Origin of the sequence: Halorubrum salipaludis, from assembly GCF_002286985.1 — an archaeon.
GTDB classification, from domain to species: Archaea; Halobacteriota; Halobacteria; order Halobacteriales; family Haloferacaceae; genus Halorubrum; species Halorubrum salipaludis.
Genome location: NZ_NSKC01000002.1, coordinates 380,111 through 396,373, shown reverse-complemented (window position 1 = coordinate 396,373; position 16,263 = coordinate 380,111). Strand labels below are relative to the sequence as shown.

General features: G+C 67.9%; 19 protein-coding genes. 10 read left to right on the top strand and 9 right to left on the bottom strand.

Annotated features, from left to right (window positions below):
* Positions 1–70: 70 nt before the first annotated feature.
* Positions 71–868 carry an RIO1 family regulatory kinase/ATPase domain-containing protein gene (locus tag CK500_RS04660; RefSeq protein WP_095636086.1) on the top strand — a complete coding sequence of 266 codons (798 nt, stop codon included), beginning with the start codon at positions 71–73 and terminating at the stop codon, positions 866–868.
* A 58-nt stretch (positions 869–926) separates the two neighbouring features.
* On the opposite strand, the gene CK500_RS04655 is transcribed toward CK500_RS04660, so the two are convergent.
* From CK500_RS04655 to CK500_RS04630, 6 genes are read right to left on the bottom strand one after another with little or no spacing between them, the layout of a single operon-like run.
* Positions 927–1,868 carry a DMT family transporter gene (locus CK500_RS04655; protein WP_095636085.1) on the bottom strand — a complete coding sequence of 314 codons (942 nt, stop codon included), beginning with the start codon at positions 1,866–1,868 and terminating at the stop codon, positions 927–929.
* 53 nt (positions 1,869–1,921) lie between these two features.
* A complete protein-coding gene (locus CK500_RS04650) occupies positions 1,922–2,680 on the bottom strand; it encodes an ABC transporter ATP-binding protein (protein ID WP_095636084.1) in 759 nt (252 codons plus the stop codon).
* A complete protein-coding gene (locus CK500_RS04645; protein WP_095636083.1) occupies positions 2,677–3,465 on the bottom strand; it encodes an ABC transporter ATP-binding protein in 789 nt (262 codons plus the stop codon). The genes CK500_RS04650 and CK500_RS04645 overlap by 4 nt, the downstream gene beginning before the upstream one ends.
* Complete coding sequence (locus tag CK500_RS04640; RefSeq protein ID WP_095636082.1) at positions 3,458–4,636, bottom strand: branched-chain amino acid ABC transporter permease; 1,179 nt, start codon at positions 4,634–4,636, stop codon at positions 3,458–3,460. The genes CK500_RS04645 and CK500_RS04640 overlap by 8 nt, the downstream gene beginning before the upstream one ends.
* The gene (locus tag CK500_RS04635) at positions 4,633–5,592 is read right to left on the bottom strand and encodes a branched-chain amino acid ABC transporter permease (RefSeq protein ID WP_095636081.1); all 960 of its coding nucleotides are present in this window, start codon (positions 5,590–5,592) and stop codon (positions 4,633–4,635) included. Before CK500_RS04635 ends, CK500_RS04640 begins: the two co-directional genes overlap by 4 nt.
* A gap of 9 nt (positions 5,593–5,601) precedes the next feature.
* Complete coding sequence (locus tag CK500_RS04630; protein ID WP_095636080.1) at positions 5,602–6,918, bottom strand: ABC transporter substrate-binding protein; 1,317 nt, start codon at positions 6,916–6,918, stop codon at positions 5,602–5,604.
* 194 nt (positions 6,919–7,112) lie between these two features.
* On the opposite strand from CK500_RS04630, the gene CK500_RS04625 reads away from it, so the two are divergent.
* Positions 7,113–7,976 carry a proline dehydrogenase family protein gene (locus tag CK500_RS04625; protein WP_095636079.1) on the top strand — a complete coding sequence of 288 codons (864 nt, stop codon included), beginning with the start codon at positions 7,113–7,115 and terminating at the stop codon, positions 7,974–7,976.
* A gap of 208 nt (positions 7,977–8,184) precedes the next feature.
* On the opposite strand, the gene CK500_RS04620 is transcribed toward CK500_RS04625, so the two are convergent.
* Positions 8,185–8,670: a DUF302 domain-containing protein gene (locus CK500_RS04620; protein WP_095636078.1), complete on the bottom strand. Its 486-nt coding sequence runs from the start codon at positions 8,668–8,670 to the stop codon at positions 8,185–8,187.
* Between the two features lie 159 nt (positions 8,671–8,829).
* Between CK500_RS04620 and trxA the strand changes: the two genes are divergently transcribed.
* The 5 genes from trxA to CK500_RS04595 all read left to right on the top strand — a co-directional run bounded on the left by trxA (position 8,830) and on the right by CK500_RS04595 (position 12,887).
* Entirely contained in the window at positions 8,830–9,243 is a 414-nt protein-coding gene (gene trxA, locus CK500_RS04615; protein ID WP_095636077.1) for a thioredoxin, read from the top strand.
* 127 nt (positions 9,244–9,370) lie between these two features.
* The gene (locus CK500_RS04610; protein WP_095636076.1) at positions 9,371–10,621 is read left to right on the top strand and encodes a M20 family metallopeptidase; all 1,251 of its coding nucleotides are present in this window, start codon (positions 9,371–9,373) and stop codon (positions 10,619–10,621) included.
* Between the two features lie 255 nt (positions 10,622–10,876).
* On the top strand, positions 10,877–11,113 hold the full coding sequence (locus CK500_RS04605; RefSeq protein WP_095636075.1) for a sulfurtransferase TusA family protein: 237 nt from the start codon (positions 10,877–10,879) through the stop codon (positions 11,111–11,113).
* Entirely contained in the window at positions 11,110–12,255 is a 1,146-nt protein-coding gene (locus CK500_RS04600) for an NAD(P)/FAD-dependent oxidoreductase (RefSeq protein WP_095636074.1), read from the top strand. Before CK500_RS04605 ends, CK500_RS04600 begins: the two co-directional genes overlap by 4 nt.
* A gap of 2 nt (positions 12,256–12,257) precedes the next feature.
* Positions 12,258–12,887 (top strand): DUF1641 domain-containing protein, encoded by a 630-nt coding sequence (locus CK500_RS04595; protein ID WP_095636073.1) that lies wholly within the window; start codon positions 12,258–12,260, stop codon positions 12,885–12,887.
* Positions 12,888–12,970: 83 nt separating this feature from the next.
* Here CK500_RS04595 and CK500_RS04590 read toward each other — a convergent pair whose 3' ends face one another.
* Together CK500_RS04590 and CK500_RS04585 are read right to left on the bottom strand one after the other, a co-directional pair.
* Entirely contained in the window at positions 12,971–13,543 is a 573-nt protein-coding gene (locus tag CK500_RS04590; protein ID WP_095636072.1) for a DsrE/DsrF/DrsH-like family protein, read from the bottom strand.
* Between the two features lie 2 nt (positions 13,544–13,545).
* Positions 13,546–13,791, bottom strand: a complete 246-nt coding sequence (locus CK500_RS04585; protein ID WP_095636071.1) for a sulfurtransferase TusA family protein — start codon at positions 13,789–13,791, stop codon at positions 13,546–13,548.
* Positions 13,792–14,040: 249 nt separating this feature from the next.
* Here CK500_RS04585 and CK500_RS04580 point away from each other — a divergent pair, with 249 nt between their 5' ends.
* From CK500_RS04580 to CK500_RS04570, 3 genes are read left to right on the top strand one after another with little or no spacing between them, the layout of a single operon-like run.
* Entirely contained in the window at positions 14,041–15,234 is a 1,194-nt protein-coding gene (locus CK500_RS04580; RefSeq protein ID WP_095636070.1) for an MBL fold metallo-hydrolase, read from the top strand.
* 8 nt (positions 15,235–15,242) lie between these two features.
* Positions 15,243–15,800: a YeeE/YedE family protein gene (locus CK500_RS04575; RefSeq protein WP_095636069.1), complete on the top strand. Its 558-nt coding sequence runs from the start codon at positions 15,243–15,245 to the stop codon at positions 15,798–15,800.
* Complete coding sequence (locus tag CK500_RS04570) at positions 15,800–16,258, top strand: YeeE/YedE family protein (protein WP_095636068.1); 459 nt, start codon at positions 15,800–15,802, stop codon at positions 16,256–16,258. The genes CK500_RS04575 and CK500_RS04570 overlap by 1 nt, the downstream gene beginning before the upstream one ends.
* The last annotated feature ends 5 nt before the right edge of the window (positions 16,259–16,263 follow it).

The following is a 16,263-nucleotide window of genomic DNA, read 5'->3' as shown; positions in this document are numbered from 1 at the left end:
AGACGGCAGACGCGCCGTCGCCTCGCTCTCGACGTGATCATTTATCACCCGCGGTCGCCTCGGAGCGTCCATGGAGCTCCGCCGGATCGTGCGCGGTCGCGTGGACTGGCCCGACATCGAGCGGGTCGTCCGCGAGCTGGCGGACCGGTACGACCGCGAGGAGATGCGGGTGCGGTTCCTCGACGCCGACAACTGGCTGTCGACCCCGATGGTCGTCGACGACGACCTGTTCGTGAAGGTGATCACCCGCCAGAACACGCTCGTCCACGCGCTGTTCACCACCGGGCGGAACCTCGGCGCCTTCTCCGCGGGCACCGAGGGCTTTTTCGAGCGCTACGAGACCCCCTACGAGATGGCCCGCCACGAGCTGGAGGCGACCCGGCGGGTCCGCGAGATCGGCGTCAACGCCCCGGAGCCGATCGAGGCGCTGGAGGTCGGCGACCTCGGCGTCGTCGTGCTGGAGTACCTTCCCGAGTTCCGGACGCTCGACGAGCTGACCGCCGCCGACGTGGCCGCGCTCGCCCCGGCGCTGTTCGACACGCTCCGGACGGTCCACGACGCCGGCCTCGCCCACGGCGACCTCCGCGCGGAGAACGTCTTGGTGCGCGACGGGGACCTCTACGTCATCGACGCGACGAGCGTGAGCGAGGCGGGCCGCGAGTCTGCGCGGTCGTACGACCTCGCGAGCGCGCTCGCCGCGCTGGAGCCGTTGATCGGCGCGGCCGACGCCGTCGACGCCGCGCTCGACAGCTACTCGACCGACGAGATACTGGCTGCACGGCGGTTCCTCGACTTCGTCGCGATCCGGCCCGACCACGAGTTCGACGCCGCCGAGCTCACCGGGGAACTGGACAAGCGGGCCGCGTGAGCGACGCGGGCGGTGACGTGCGCGCCGACTTTCTGCCGTCGACGCCCACGCCGCCGGCTCACTCCGCCGCCGCGTCGTGTGCTTCGTCCCCGTCCGTCGACGCCGCGCGCTCCCGGCTCACGGCCCAGATTCCCGCGGTCATCAGCGCGCCGCCGATCAGGTACCCCGGTCCGAGCGCCTCGCCGAGCAGCGCGGCCCCGAGCGCCGCCCCGACCGCCGGCTGCGCGAAGAAGAAGACCGCGACGGTCCCCGCGGGCACGAACTCCAGTCCCTTGTACCAGAGGTACCACGCGGCCGCGGTCGACGCCAGCCCGAGGTACAGCACGGCGGCGACCGACTCCGCCGTCAGCGGGACTTCGGCCGGCGAGAGCCCGAGGTACCACAGCTCGACGGCGGCGAGCGCGCCGAGCATCGGGACGCTCGCCAGCGAGGAGTACGTCGCCGCGCGCAGCGCCCCGTGCCGCCTGACCGCCGGCAGCCCCCAGACGGTGTAGCCGGCCCACGCCCCGCTGCCGACCAAAAGCAGGGCAACGCCGGCCGCGTTGCCCGCGGCCATCGACGCGAGGTCGTACTGCCCGGCGATGACGACGGCGGTCCCGGCGCCGGCGACGGTCATCCCGCCCGCCTTCGCCGCCGTGACGCGCTCGCCGAGCACGGCCGCGCCGAGCAGCACCGTGAACACGGGCGTGAGGACCGTCAGGAGCGACCCCTGGCTGGCGTTGGTCAGCTCCGTGCCGACGAACTGGGTCGCGACCGTCAGCGTCACCCACCCCCCGAGCGCGACGAACGCGGGCCACTCGTCGCGCGAGGGCGTGGATCCGCCGCGCCCGGCGACGACGAGCCAGAGCGCGCCGCCGCCGACCGCGACCCGAAGGAAGCCGAGCGTCACCGGCGGGATCAGCTCGAACCCCCACTTGCTGACGACGTACATGCCGCCCCACAGCGCCGCGGCTACGAGGGGGGCGAGGGCGAACGCGTATCGGCCGATGCTGGCGGACATGCGGTTTCGAATCGCGGTGGGCGGAGGGTCGAACGGTTCGCGGAGCGCCCGGGTCAGCCCCCGAGGTACAGCTGGGAGACCTCCTCGTCGTTGAGGAGTTCCTCCGGCGTGCCCTCGAACCTGACCGTTCCCTGGTCGAGGACGTACCCGCGGTCGGAGATGCCGAGCCCCTTCGTCACGTTCTGCTCGACCATCAGGATCGCGGTGTCCATGTCGTTGACCTCCCGGACGTCCTCGAACACCTCGTCGGCGGTGTTGGGCGCGAGCCCGGCGGACGGCTCGTCGATGAGCAGCACGTCGGGCTCCATCACCAGGGCCCGCGCGAACGCGAGCACCTGCCGCTGACCGCCCGAGAGCGTCCGCGCCTTCGCGGTCCGCTTCCGGTCGATGATCGGGAACCGGTCGTACAGCGTCTCGATCACCTCGTCGAGGCCGCCGTCGCGGGCGACGCCGCCCATCCGGAGGTTCTCGTCGATCGTTAACGAGCCGAACACGTTGTCGGTCTGGGGGACGTAGCCGATCCCCTCGCGGACGATCTCTTCGGGCGCCATCCCGCCGATGTCGCGGCCGTGGTACTCCACGGTCCCCGTCCACGGCGTCAGCATGCCGAACGCCGTCTTGAGGACGGTCGACTTCCCGGCGCCGTTCGGGCCGACGAGACAGACGATCTCGCCCGGATCGAGCCGGATCGAGCAGTCGTCGAGCACCTGCACCTCGCCGTACCCGCTGTCGACGTTCGACAGCGAGAGCACGGGATCGACGCCGTCGGTTCCGTCGGCGGCCCCCGCGGGCCGAGTGGTGTCGTCGCTCATGTGCCGCCTCCGAGGTACGCGTCGATGACGCGATCGTCGCTGCGGACTCCCTCCGGGGTGCCCTCCGTCAGGACGCTCCCCTGGTCCAAGACGACGATCGGGTCGGCTAAGTCCATCACGAACTCCATGTCGTGTTCGATCAGCAGGAACGTCGTCCCCTGCTCGTTGAGCCGCCGGATCTGGTCTTTGAGCTTCTTCGCGAGTGTGGGGTTCACCCCCGCGACCGGCTCGTCCAACAGGAGCACCTCCGGCTCGGCGAGCATCGCCCGCGCGAGCTCGACGAGCTTCATCTGGCCGCCGGAGATGTCGGTCGCGGGCTGGGCCGCGAGGTGGTCGATCTCGAACTCTTCTAAGATGCGCTCCGCCTCGGCCAGGTTCGTCGACTCGCTCTCGGCGACCGCCCCCGGAGTGGCGAACAGCTTGACGAACGACTCGCCGGGCTGGTTCCGCGGCCCGACTAACATTGCCTCGCGGACCGTCATCCCCTCCAGCTTGCGGGGGGTCTGGAACGTCCGGATGAGCCCGTGGTCGGCGACCTCGTACGGCTCCAACCCGGTCACGTCGGTCCCGTTCACCTCGACGGTCCCGCCGTCCGGCTCGTAGAAGCCGGAGATGAGGTTGAACAGCGTCGACTTCCCGGCGCCGTTCGGCCCGATGAGTCCGGTGATCGTGCCGCGCTCCACCGCGAACGTCGCGTGGTCGGTCGCGGCGAGCCCGCCGAACGACTTCTGGAGGTCGTCGACGCGGAGGACCGCATCCTCCTTGGGCAGCGCGCCCTCACTCATCGTCACCACCTCCCTTCTGCTCGCGGACGCCCGAGGCGGGCGGATCCGACCCCGCGTCGTCGACGGCGCTCGGCCAGATCAGCTCCCGCTGCGGCGGGAGGATACCCTGCGGCCGGTAGCGCATGACCGCGACGATCACGACGCCGATCAAAAGCAGCCTGAGCGGCGCGGGGTCGATCGGCAGCGCCACGTCGTTGAGGAAGCGTGTCCCCTCGCGGATGGTGACGATGACGATGCCGCCGAACAGCGCCCCGCGGTTGGAGCCGCTGCCGCCCAATATCACGGCGACCCACGCGTAGAACGTCGTGATCGGGTCGAGGTCGCCCGGCCCGACGTAGAGGTTCAGGTGGGTGTAGAACACGCCCGCCAGCGCCATGATCAGGCTGCCGAGCACGAACGACTGCATCTTGAACGAGTAGGTGTTCTTCCCCAGCGCCCGCGCGAGGTCCTCGTCCGAGCGGATCGTCCGCAGGACGCGGCCCCACGGGGACTGATGCGCGCGCCGTAAGACGAGGAACGTCGCGCCCGCGAACGCGAGCACGAGCAGGACGTTCAGCGACGCCCGCCAGAACGACGTCTCGAGGAGTATCGGCGATCCGGGGATCACCACGAGCCGGAGCCCCGGCATCGTCTCCGGGAACGTCGAGAGCACCGGCCACCCCTCGAAGAAGCTCGGGATGCCGCGCACCCCCGCGCTCCCGTTGGTCAGCCAGCGCTCGTTGAGGACGATCAGTCGGACGACTTCCGCCAGCCCGAGCGAGGCGATCGCGAGGTAGTCGGCGCGGAGCCGGAGCGTCGGGATGCCGATGAGCAGCGCCAGCACGAACGCGAGGACGAGCGCGACGACGAGCCCGACGAGCGGGTTGAACCCGCCCGCGATCGGCGAGCTGTCGGCGGTCATCAGCGCGGAGCCGTACGCGCCGATCCCGAAGAACGCGGCGACGCTGAAGTTGATCAGCCCGGTGTATCCCCACTGGGCGTTCAGCCCGAAGGACAACAGCGCGTACATCCCCGCGAGCCCGACGAGGAACAGGAAGTACGTCGGGCCGAGCGCGCCGGTGAGCAGCGCGGCGAGCAGGAACAGCGCGAACGCGGCGCTGACGCCGAGCACCCACTTCTCGGGGCGGCTGAGGTCGGCGATCGCCGCCTCCGGATCCGAGAGGAGGCTCATGTCGCGCCCTCCCCGGCGATCCCGTTGGGCCGGACCAACAGCACGGCGACCATGATCACGAACGCGATCGCGTTCGCGTACTCGATGCTGACCAGGCTCTCGAGGGCGGCGTTGAGCCACCCCGGCCAGATCGGTAGCGAGTCGACGACACCGGAGAAGAACGGCGTTAGCTGGTTGATCATGCCGATGAGGAAGCCGCCCGCCATCGCGCCGTAGACGGAGCCGATCCCCCCGAGGATCACCGCAGCGAAGATGACCAGGAGGAGGTTAAAGCCCATCCGCGGCGAGAGCTGGTTGAACAGTCCGAGGAACACGCCGCCGGCGCCGGCGAGCCCGGCGCCGATGACCCACGTCCACAGCTTGACCCGCTTCGTGCGGATCCCGCTCACGCGGGCCAAGTCCGGGTTGTCCGCCATCGCGCGCATCTTCCGACCGAGGTCGGTGTACTGCAACAGGACGTGCAGCCCCGCGACGAGGACGACCGCCGAGCCGACGATCGCCACGTCGTGGAGCGTCACGCGGACGCCGTACGGGACGAGCGCCTCGATCGGCCGCAGCGGCTGGATCCCGTACCGGGTGAAGTCGGAGCCGAACCGGATCTGGATCACCGCGCGGTAGATGAAGGCGATCCCGATCGACGTGATCAGCAGGCCGATCGAGTCGATGTCGAGCGGCTCGTAGACGAGCTTCTCCGTGCCGACCGCGACGACCGCCGCGACTGCGATGCCGACGACCAAGGCGAGGAAGAACCCGTACGGGAGCCCGAGCACCGCCCCGCCGAGCCCGCCGACGGCGCCGAAGGTCACGAGCGCCGCGTACGCGCCGACGGTCATCGTGTCGCCGTGCGCGAAGTTCGCGAAGTCGGCGATGCTGTACACGAGCGACAGCCCGATGCTGCCGAGGACGATGATGCTGCTGAAGACCAGCCCGTTCGCCAGGTATCCGAGGACGGTCATCGGTCGGGATTAGCCTTCGACGAAGTCGATGCCTTCGTAGTCGTGATCCTGCACTTCAAGGACCTGAAGGAACCCGACCGGGTCGCCGTTCTCGTCGAAGTCGATGGGGCCGCTGACGCCCTGGTAGTCGACGTCGTCCGGGCCGCCGCCGTCGGCGAGGATCTGGCTGGCGGCCTCGAAGGAAGTCACCTCCTCGCCGTCGGGGCCGGAGACGCGTCGGACGGTGTCCTGGAGCGCCGACCCGGTGAACTCGTCGGCCGCCTGGACCGCGAGCGCGGCGTTGATGACGCAGTCGTAGGCGTACGCCGCCCACGAGGTCGGCTGCTGGCCGTACTCCGACTCGAAGGCGTCCGCGAACGCCTGGTAGTTCTCCTCTTCGACCGGCGCGGAGGGGACGACGATCTTCATCCCCTCCATGCTCCCCTCCGGCGTGTTCTCGATCACGTTGTCGCCGGAGACGGAGTCGGCGCCGTAGAACTGCGCCTCGTAGCCCGACGAGTACACCTCGTTGACCATCGTCGCGAACTCCGCCTGGTAGGTGATGAAGAGCCACGCGTCCGCGCCGGAGCTGTTCATCTCGGAGACGACGCTGGAGTACGACTGCTGCTCCTGGTCGTGCGGGTTGTTGTACGCGATGTCGCCGTCCCACGCGTTCACGAACGCGTCCGTGAGGCTCTGTCCGTAGTCGTTGTTGACGTAGGTGATCGCGACCTCGTCGTAGCCGTCGTCGGCGATGATGTCCGCGAGCGCGAGCGACTGGCTGCGCCCCGACGGCGACATCCGGAGGAGTCCGGGGAAGTTCGTGAGGTCGAGGCCCGTGGAGTTCTGGCTCAGCTGGACCACGTCCGTGTCCTGGACGACGCTCTCGTAGATCGCGAGCGAGACGCCGGAGCCGACCGCGCCGATGAGGAACGGGACCCCGTCCTGGTTGACGAGCTTCTGGGCGGCCGCGATCCCGCCCTGGTTCTCGCTCTCGGAGTCCTCGACGATGAGGTCGAGCTCGCGCCCGTTTATCCCGACGTCGTTGACCCGCTGTAAGGCGAGCTCGACGCCGCGCTGGTTCCGCTCGCCGAACGCCGACAGCGACCCGGTCAGCGAGTCGACCATCCCGATCTCGTACGGGCCGGCGTCGCCGCCGTCGCTCCCGTCTTCGCCGTCGGATCCGTCCTCACCGTCGGACCCGTCGGATCCGTCGCTTCCATCGCTCCCGTCGCTCCCGTCGGACCCGTCCTCACCGTCGTCGGTCGTGCTGAGACAGCCCGCGAGCGCGGCGACGCCCGCCCCGCCCGTCAGCTTCAGCAGCGTTCTCCGGTCGGTCAGGTCCATGTTATTTCGTGGCATAGCTTACCTGTAGTTCTCGTTGGTGTACGGGTATCTGAAACCCTACCCGTCCATGGTCGGTTGGGACGTATCGCACCTCTCACGCGGCCCACCATTACCGAGACGGTTTAATTCTCTCACGTGGTGTGAAATAATTGGTCGGGTGCCCTTATATCCCCGTCGGGCGCCCCGGTGATCGTATGATACCGCCCATCGCGAGCAACTTCGTCGCCGGGGAGACCGCCGAGGCGGCGCTCGACCACGTCGAGGGCCTCAACGGCCGGGGCGTGGCCGGCATCCTGAACCTCCTCGGCGAGCACTACGAGGAGCGACCCGACGCCGACGCCGACGCCGACGCGTACGTCGACCTCGTCGAGGCGATCGCCGACCGCGACCTCGACGCCTGCGTCTCCGTCAAGCCGAGCCAGATCGGGCTCGACATCGGCGACGACGCGTTCGAGGAGAACCTCGCGCGGATCGTGGAGGCGGCGAACGAGGGGTCGCCGGCCGCCTCGGACACCTTCGTCTGGATCGACATGGAGGACCACGAGACCACCGACGTGACGCTCGACGCGTTCGAGCGCCACGCGACCGCGACCGACGGCAACGTCGGCGTCTGCGTGCAGGCGAACCTGAAGCGCACGCGCGAGGATCTCGAACGGCTCGCCGACCTCCCCGGCAAGGTCCGGCTGGTCAAGGGAGCGTACGACGAGCCCGGCGAACTGGCGTACAAGAAGAAGGCCCGCGTCGACGAGTCGTACCGCGACTGCCTCGCGTACATGTTCGAGGCGTTCGACGACGGCGTCGCGGTCGGGAGCCACGACCCCGCGATGATCGAGTACGCGACGGAGCTGTACGCCGAGCACGGGACGCCCTACGAGGTCCAGATGCTGATGGGCGTCCGCGAGGCAGAGCAGTTCGACCTCGCGGCCGACCCGGAGGTCGACGCCGAGGTGTACCAGTACATCCCGTACGGCTCCAAGTGGTTCTCCTACTTCTACCGGCGGGTGCGGGAGCGCAAGTCGAACGCGTTGTTCGCGTTGCGGGCGATCGTCGGGCGCTGAGCGGGCGCGGCCGTCGGGCGCTGAGCGGTATCAGCGGGGGTTCGAACCGTCCGGGACGGAGATCGCAACGTCGTCGAAACGGTACGGAAAGATATAGGAAGACGACTCCGGATGGGTATATTGAAACGCGATCCGACGACGGCGGGATGCTGACGCCGAGTCTCGGTCATCGAATCGGTATCACGCCCGTTGAGCGTGACAGTTCCCGTTAGAGGTTCCCGAAGGCTTCGTCGACGAGTTCGCCGGTGTCGGCGACGATGTCCGCCATTGCTTCGTTATCGGGCGCCATTCCGACCAGCCGTGCGATGCGCATGATGGAGACGTGATAGACGACCTGCGTTCCGGGTTCCGATTCCCAGATAACGACGTTACAGGCCATGAGACCCCCGAGTTTGTTGTCGGTCGCGTCGAGCGCGCGATCGGCGACTTCGGGGTTACACGCGCCGAGCACGTAGTAGGGATCGCGGCCCTCGTCGTCGGACCCCGCCCGACTGCCAGAGCCGCTTTGCGCCCCTCTGTCGAGCTTCTCGTTGAGCATCTCGGACGGCGAGAACTCCACGGGGACGCCGAAGCCGGCGTCGGTGAACGCGTCGCGGACGTGTTCGATGGCGTCTTCGTGGCTCATTTCGAGGGTTGCCTCTTCTTCGCCGATGTCCGCAGGATCGATCTGACTCGGGTCGATAGGGAGCGACATTCGTGTACTGTCTTGGGTTGATAAGACAAAATCTCTTCGGATACGTTTCCCAATACCTGTTTTCAATGTTCTTTGTCCGATATCTCTACATCTGTGCTACTACAGTATTGTACTCAAAATGCAAAACACATAAGCGAGTCCGGTACGAACAGAACGGTAATGACGGACGATATCGAGGAGATACGGCGGCGGAAGCTGGAGGATCTCCAGAACAAGGGCCGAACAGCCGGTGACGAGGCGTCAGAACCGCAGAGTCCCTCCGAACCGGTTCCGGTGACCGGAACCGGTGAGCTGTCAGAACTGCTCGCCGAACGCGACGTCGTGCTGGCCGATTTCTACGCTGACTGGTGTGGCCCGTGCCAGATGCTCGAACCGGTCGTCGACACGATCGCCGCTGAGACTGATGCGACCGTAGCGAAGATCGACGTCGACGCGAACCAACAGCTCGCGGCCGAGCACGGTGTCAGGGGCGTCCCGACGCTCGTTCTCTTCGCCGACGGCCAGCCGGCCGAACGACTCGTCGGTATGCAGGACGAAGCACGGCTCCGCTCCGTGATCGCGAAGCATCTGTGACTCGGCCGCGCCCTGACGGGCGACGCTCGGGACGCGGGTCGTCGTTCGGACGACCGAGCGCACGCGACCGTCAGTGCGGACGCGACCGTCAGTGCGGACCGGAACCGCAGCCGGAACGCGACCGCTCATGACCGACGGTACCCCTCACGAGTACGTTCGAGCCCACCGCGATGAGCTGGTCGCGCTCGCCCTCGATCTCCTCGCGATCGACACGTCGAACCCGCCCGGCGACACGCGTGCGATCGTCTCCGAGATCGAGCGATTCCTCGACCCGCTTCCGGTCGACGCCGAGCGGTTCGCGGTCGACCCGGCGAAGCCGAACCTCCTCGTTCGAATCCCTGGCGAGTCCGACGAGACGCTGCTCTACAACGGCCACCTCGATACGGTGCCCTTCGACGCAGACACCTGGTCCCGCGATCCGCTCGGCGAGCGCGTCGACGACCGGATATACGGTCGCGGCGCGACCGACATGAAAGGGGCCGTCGCGTCGATGCTGTTCGCGATTCGGGCCGTCGCGGCCACCGACACCGACCCGCCCGTCGACCTCCTGTTCGCCTTCGTGAGCGACGAGGAGGTGGGCGGTGACGCCGGGCTGCCGGCGCTGCTGGACGCCGGACGGCTCGATGCGGACGCGTGCGTGATCGGCGAGCCGACCTGCGAGGGCGGCCGTCACTCCGTCACGGTCGCGGACCGTGGCAGCATCTGGCTGACGCTCGAAGCCACCGGTGAGGGGGCCCACGGCTCCCGGCCGGTGCTCGGCGTCAACGCCATCGACCGACTCTACGACGCGGTCGAGACGATGCGCGAACGGTTCGGCACCCGGCGGCTCGAGATCGACGCCGACGTGGCGCCGATCGTCGAGGAGTCGGTCGAGTACTACGCCCCCTCGATGGGGGAGGACGTCGCTCGTGAGTTGTTCGAGTACCCCTCGATCAATCTCGGCGTCTTCGACGGCGGCGACGCCATCAACAGCGTCCCGCAGTCCGCCCGCGCCGAGGTCGACGTGCGGCTGACGGCGGGCGTCCACACGCCCGACGTGCTCGCGGAGATACGGGAGTGCGTCGCCGACTGTGACGGCATAACGATTGCTGCTGTATCCCGGAGCGTCGGCACCGCCGAAGCTCCCGGCAGCCCGCTCGTCGAAGCTGTCGCGTCGACGGCGGAGGACGTCACGGGCGCTCGCGTCTTTCGGCGGAGCGCGACGGGTGGCGGTGACGCCAAGAAGCTCCGGAACGCGGGTGTCCCGACCGTCGAGTTCGCGCTGGGGACTGACACCGCCCACGCGCCGGATGAGTACGTTCCGGTGGACGCACTCGTCGACAACGCGGTCGTCTACGCTCGGCTTCCAGCGAGGTGGCGGTCCCGGATCGACCGGTAGCAGTCGATGGACGTGCCGGTCGGGCCGGATCGCTCGGCCGGCGGGCGGATGTCGTCGGGTGAGACGTAACTACCGGCACAGCGTGTTCAGTACGTAACATCGATCTCGGATTCTCCGCTTTGACTCACCCGTGAATCCCAGCTTTGCGGCTCTGAGAGCGACTCTCGGTTGCCTGTCCGCTTAGTTTTTCATGGTCTTGGAAATCAAGCACAATACTAATATGGGGCGGTTCCAACTGCCGCCTGTGAGAGAGCCATGACTGACATCGAGCCAGACGACACGGTCGACGCCAGAGGCGCGGCCTGTCCCGGTCCGCTGATGGACCTCATCGGAAGGATTCGGGACGCCGAGTCGGGCGACGTGATCCGACTGCTGAGCGACAACGACCAGTCGCTCACCGACGTTCCCGAGTGGGCCGAGGAGGCCGGAAACGAACTACTCGCGGTCGAAAAGCTCGACGACCACGACGCGTTCTACGTGGAGAAAGCATGACCGAGCACGTCGTCATCGTGGGCGGCGGGACCGGCGGATCGGTGCTCGCGAACGACCTCGCCGACCGGCTCGAACCCGAACTCGACGCCGGCGAGGTCCGCGTCACGCTGATCAACGACGACCCCGACCACGTCTACAAGCCGGTCTGGCTGTACGTGCCGTTCGGCCAGCGCGAACCGGCGGACGGTCGGCGCGCGCTCGACGAGCTCGTCGACGACGCCGTCGACCTCCGGATCGACCGCGTGACCGAGATCGACACCGAGGCCCAGCGGCTCCGGTTCGACGGGGGTGCTCCGCCAGTCAGCTACGATCACCTCGTGTTGGCGACTGGGTCGACGCTGGAGCCCGACCGGATCCCCGGCCTCGCGGAGGGCGGCCACGACTACTACAGCGAGTCGGGGGCCACCGACCTGCGCGACGAACTGCTGGCGTTCACCGAGGGCGACCTCGTGTTGAGCGTCGTCGGAACGCCACACATGTGTCCGGCCGCCCCCTTGGAGTTCGTCTTCATGGCTGACGACTGGCTCCGCGAGCGGGGGCTGCGGGAGGACGTCGACATCACCTACACGTACCCGATCCAGCGCGTCCACGGCAACCCACACATCGCCGAGTGGGCTCGGCCTATCATGGAGAAACGAGACATCCACGTGGAGACGTTCTTCAACGCCGAGTCGGTCGACCCGGAGGCGGAGACCGTCACGTCGATGGAAGAAACCGAGCTCGACTACGACCTCCTCGTGACGATCCCGCCTCACACCGGCGTCGAGCTGATCGAAGAGGCTGGCCTCGGCGACGACGGCTGGGTCGACGTCGACAAGCACACGCTCGAAGCCGAGGCCGCCGAGAACGTGTACGCGCTCGGTGACACCGCCGACACCGGCGTCCCGAACGCGGGCAGCGTCGCGCACTACCAGGCCGGCGTCGTCGGGCGGCGCCTCGCCAGCGAGATCCGCGGCCGCCCGGCGACGGCGACCTACGACGGGAAGACGCTGTGCTTCATCGAGACGGGGATGGACGCGGCGTCGTTCGTCGAGTTCGACTACGAGAACCCGCCGTCGCCGGCGCCGCCCTCGGAGAAACTCCACTGGTCGAAACTGGCGTACAACGAGGCCTACTGGCTGACTGCGCGGGGGCTGCTCTGACCATGGCCGAGCGGCAGGGTCCCGAGCACTCCGAGTTGGAGGCGGCGATCGAACGGAACCCCGAGGCGGTCGCCGAGTTTGTGGAACACCTCGACGCCGTCAACGAGCTGCTGGACGTGATCTCGCTGGGCGAGAGCGCGCTCGACGACGAGATGGTCCGCGAGCTCTCGGCCACGGGATCGACGCTCGCCGAGTCCGCCGACGGACTGGCGACCGACGAAACCGTGGCGCTGGCCGAGGCGGTCGGAGAGAGCGGCGACGACCTGCGCGAGGCGCTCGACACGTTGCTCGCGCTCCAGCGGAGCGGGACGCTCGACGAACTGGCCGAACTCGCGGAGGTCGGGTCGCTGGCGACGGCGGCGCTCGACGACGAGATGGTCAGATCGCTCGCCGGAACCGGCGCCGCGCTCGGCGAGGTGGCGCAGACGGCGGCGGACGACGACACCCGTGACGGCATGGAGACGCTGCTGGAGAGTGTCGGTGAGGCGGAGCGTGAACCGCCGGAGCAGGTCGGGGCCGTCGGCTTACTTCGCGGGGTACGGGACCCGGACGTCCGGTACGGGCTCGGCTACTTGCTGACGCTCGCGGGCGCTATCGGGCGCGAGCGTGCCACGAGGGAGTCGGATTCGTAACCGAATCCCTTCGAGGGAGGGAGCGTTGGTTCGGTTGCGTCGTCGGTTTCGGGGGATCGGACCCTCGAACGCGTCATCGAGGGTTAGACGAGGAGCTGGATGTCGGCGTCGGCCATGTCCTGAAGGGCGGTGGCGGCGCCGACGCCTGTGGTGACGCCGTCGTAGAACTCGTCTTCGTCGTAGCCCATCAGGTCGATGGTCATCTGGCAGGCCTGGAACTCGACGCCCATCTCGAGGCTCGTCTCGATGAGCTCCTCGATGGTGGCGGTGTCGTTGTCCGCGATCTTCTTCTCCATCATCTTCGTCGTCACGCGGTCCATTCCCGGGAGCGCCGCGACGGCGTTCGGCACGGGCATGTTGGGGTTGCCGACGGAGCTGAGCTTGAGGTTCTTCGAGCGCTCCTCGTGAAGGATTTCCAGCCCCCAGAACGTGTGGAAGACGGTCACGTCGTAGCCGAACGCGGCCGCGGTGCTGGCGAGAATGAGCGGGGGGTACGCCATGTCCAGCGTGCCCTTCGTCGCGATGATGCTCATCTTCTTGTCCCCGTCGTCGGCCGTGGCTTCGGCGAGCGCCTCCTCGAGTTCGTCGACGCGTGCGGCCAGCTCCGCACGCGAGGGCGGGTCGTCGGTCGGCGCGTCGGGCGTATCCGTGCTCATCCTTACTCCGTCTTGCGCACGTAGTGTTTGTACACGTCGTCGCCTTCCTCCTGGGCGACGAGCTCGACGCCCTCAGTGCCGGCCGCCCAGCCGTCGATGTCGCTCATGCTGCCGGCGTCCGTCGCCAGCACTTCGAGGATCTCACCGGGGGCGAGGTCGTCGATTGCGCCTTTCGTCTTCACCACAGGCATGGGACACGATGCACCCTTCACGTCAAGCGTCTCCGCGATGTCGTATTCTGCACTCATTGGGTATCTGCTCCGTTCGTCTGTATTGGAGCTATCGCACAATACCCCCCTCCCGACTAAAAGATTGTCGATTCTTGTGCTTACTACAAACTACTAATCCGGCCAGAGACGCTGTAAATTAGCTCTAACAACGCATATGCGCGGTGATTAGGGATTCGTGGTGTTGTAGACTCCGAGTAGTATTGTTTGATTTAGGGAATACTATGAGAATCCTTTTGTACATCCGGCCGGTAGAAACGATTGCACAAGATGAACGCTGATGACTTCCCGACTCCTGACGTCGAAGTCGCGTCGGTCGAGCCGGAAACGCTGAAGGACCGCATCGACGCCGGCGAGGACATTACCCTCCTCGACGCGCGCATGCAATCCGATTACGAGGAGTGGCGCATCGACGGCGAGAACGTCACGTCGATCAACGTCCCGTACTTCGAGTTCCTCGAGGACGACATCGACGAGGATGTCCTCGATCGGATCCCCGACGACCGCGAGGTGACCGTCCTGTGCGCGAAGGGCGGCGCCAGCGAGTACGTCGCGGGCACGCTCGCGGAACGCGGGTACGACGTCGATCACCTCGAGGACGGCATGAACGGCTGGGCGAGCATCTACGAGACCGTCGAAGTCACCGACTACGACGGCGCGGGAACGCTCCTCCAGTACCAGCGCCCGTCCTCGGGCTGTCTCGGCTACCTCCTCTACGACGACGGCGAAGCCGCGATCATCGACCCGCTGCGGGCGTTCACCGACCGCTACTTAGAGGACGCCGACGACCTCGGCGTCGACCTCCGGTACGCCCTGGACACCCACGTCCACGCCGACCACATCTCCGGGGTTCGCGATCTCGACGCGGAAGGCGTCGAGGGCGTCATTCCCGAGGCCGCCGTCGACCGCGGCGTCACGTACGCGGACGAGCTGACCACGGCCGCGGACGGCGACATCTTCCAGGTCGGCGACGCCACCATCGAGGCCGTCTACACGCCCGGTCACACGACCGGGATGACCTCCTACCTCGTCGACGGAAGCCTGCTCGCGACCGGCGACGGGCTGTTCATCGAGAGCGTCGCTCGCCCCGACCTCGAGGAGGGCGACGACGGCGCACCGGACGCGGCCCGCATGCTCTACGAGTCGCTGCAGGAGCGCGTGCTGACGCTGCCCGACGACACGCTGATCGGGGGTGCGCACTTCAGCGACGCCGCCGAGCCAGCCGCGGACGGGACCTACACGGCCCCCATCGGCGAGCTCGTCGCGGAGATGGACGCGCTCACGATGGACGAACAGGAGTTCGTCGACCTGATCCTCTCGGACATGCCGCCGCGGCCGGCCAACTACGAGGACATCATCGCGACGAACCTCGGCCAGAACGCCGTCGACGACGAGGAAGCGTTCACGCTCGAACTCGGCCCCAACAACTGCGCGGCGAGCCAGGAGTCGCTCGCGGGTGACTGACGACGCCGATGGTTGCTGACCCAGCACTGCTCCAGGCGGCCGCCGAGCTGTTCCCCAACGGGATCGGCCGATACGCCGTCGGCGGCCTGCTCGTCGGCCTCGGGACCGTCGTCATCTACCTCGGAACGGGCATCCCCGCCGGAGCGAGCACGTTCCTCGAGTCGACGCTGTCGTACGTGTCCGGCCAGTCGCGGTTCCAGCGGTACGTCGCTTCGCGGGACTGGCGGCTCGTGTTCACGGCCGGCATCATCCTCGGCGGACTGGCCTTCGCCGCGACGTTCCAGTCCGGAGTGGTCACGAGCTCCCTGTACGAACCCGGAACGACCGGCCAGCTGTACGAGGTCGCCGGCGTCACGCTCTGGACGACCGACGTCCAGCCGTGGCGGCTGTTCCTCGGCGGCATTCTCGTCGGCATCGGGACCCGCGTCGGCAAGGGCTGTACGTCCGGCCACGGCGTCTGCGGCGTCGGCTCGGCGTCGAAGACGTCGCTCGTCGGCGTGCTGACGTTCCTGACGGTGGCGATCGGGACGGCACAGGTCGTCGCCGCACTGGGGGTGAGCCCGTAATGGCGGACAGGCATCCGTTGTTCAAGCCGCTGATCTTCGTCGGCGGCCTGATCTTCGGGTTCGGGCTCGGGTTCAGCCACATGGCGCGCCCGGAAGTGGTGCTGAACTTCCTCCAGTTCGACGACCTCGGCCTGCCGTTCGTGATGTTCGGCGCCGCCATCGTCTCCGGGATCGCGTTCGCGCTGCTCCCCCGGATCCGAGACGCCGCGCCGCTCACCGGCAACCCCTACGAACGCCGCCTGAAGCCCTTCGACCGGAACGTCCTCGTCGGCGGCGCCGTCTTCGGCGTCGGCTGGGGGCTCTCGGGCATCTGTCCGGGCGCGGCGTACGCGAGCCTCGGCGTCGGCAACGTCACCATCCTCTGGGCGCTCGCCGGGATGTTCCTCGGCGCGTACGCGCAGGGCTACTGGCGTAGTCGCAGTCAGGCCCGTGACACCGCCCCAGCGGGCGCAGACTAACGTCT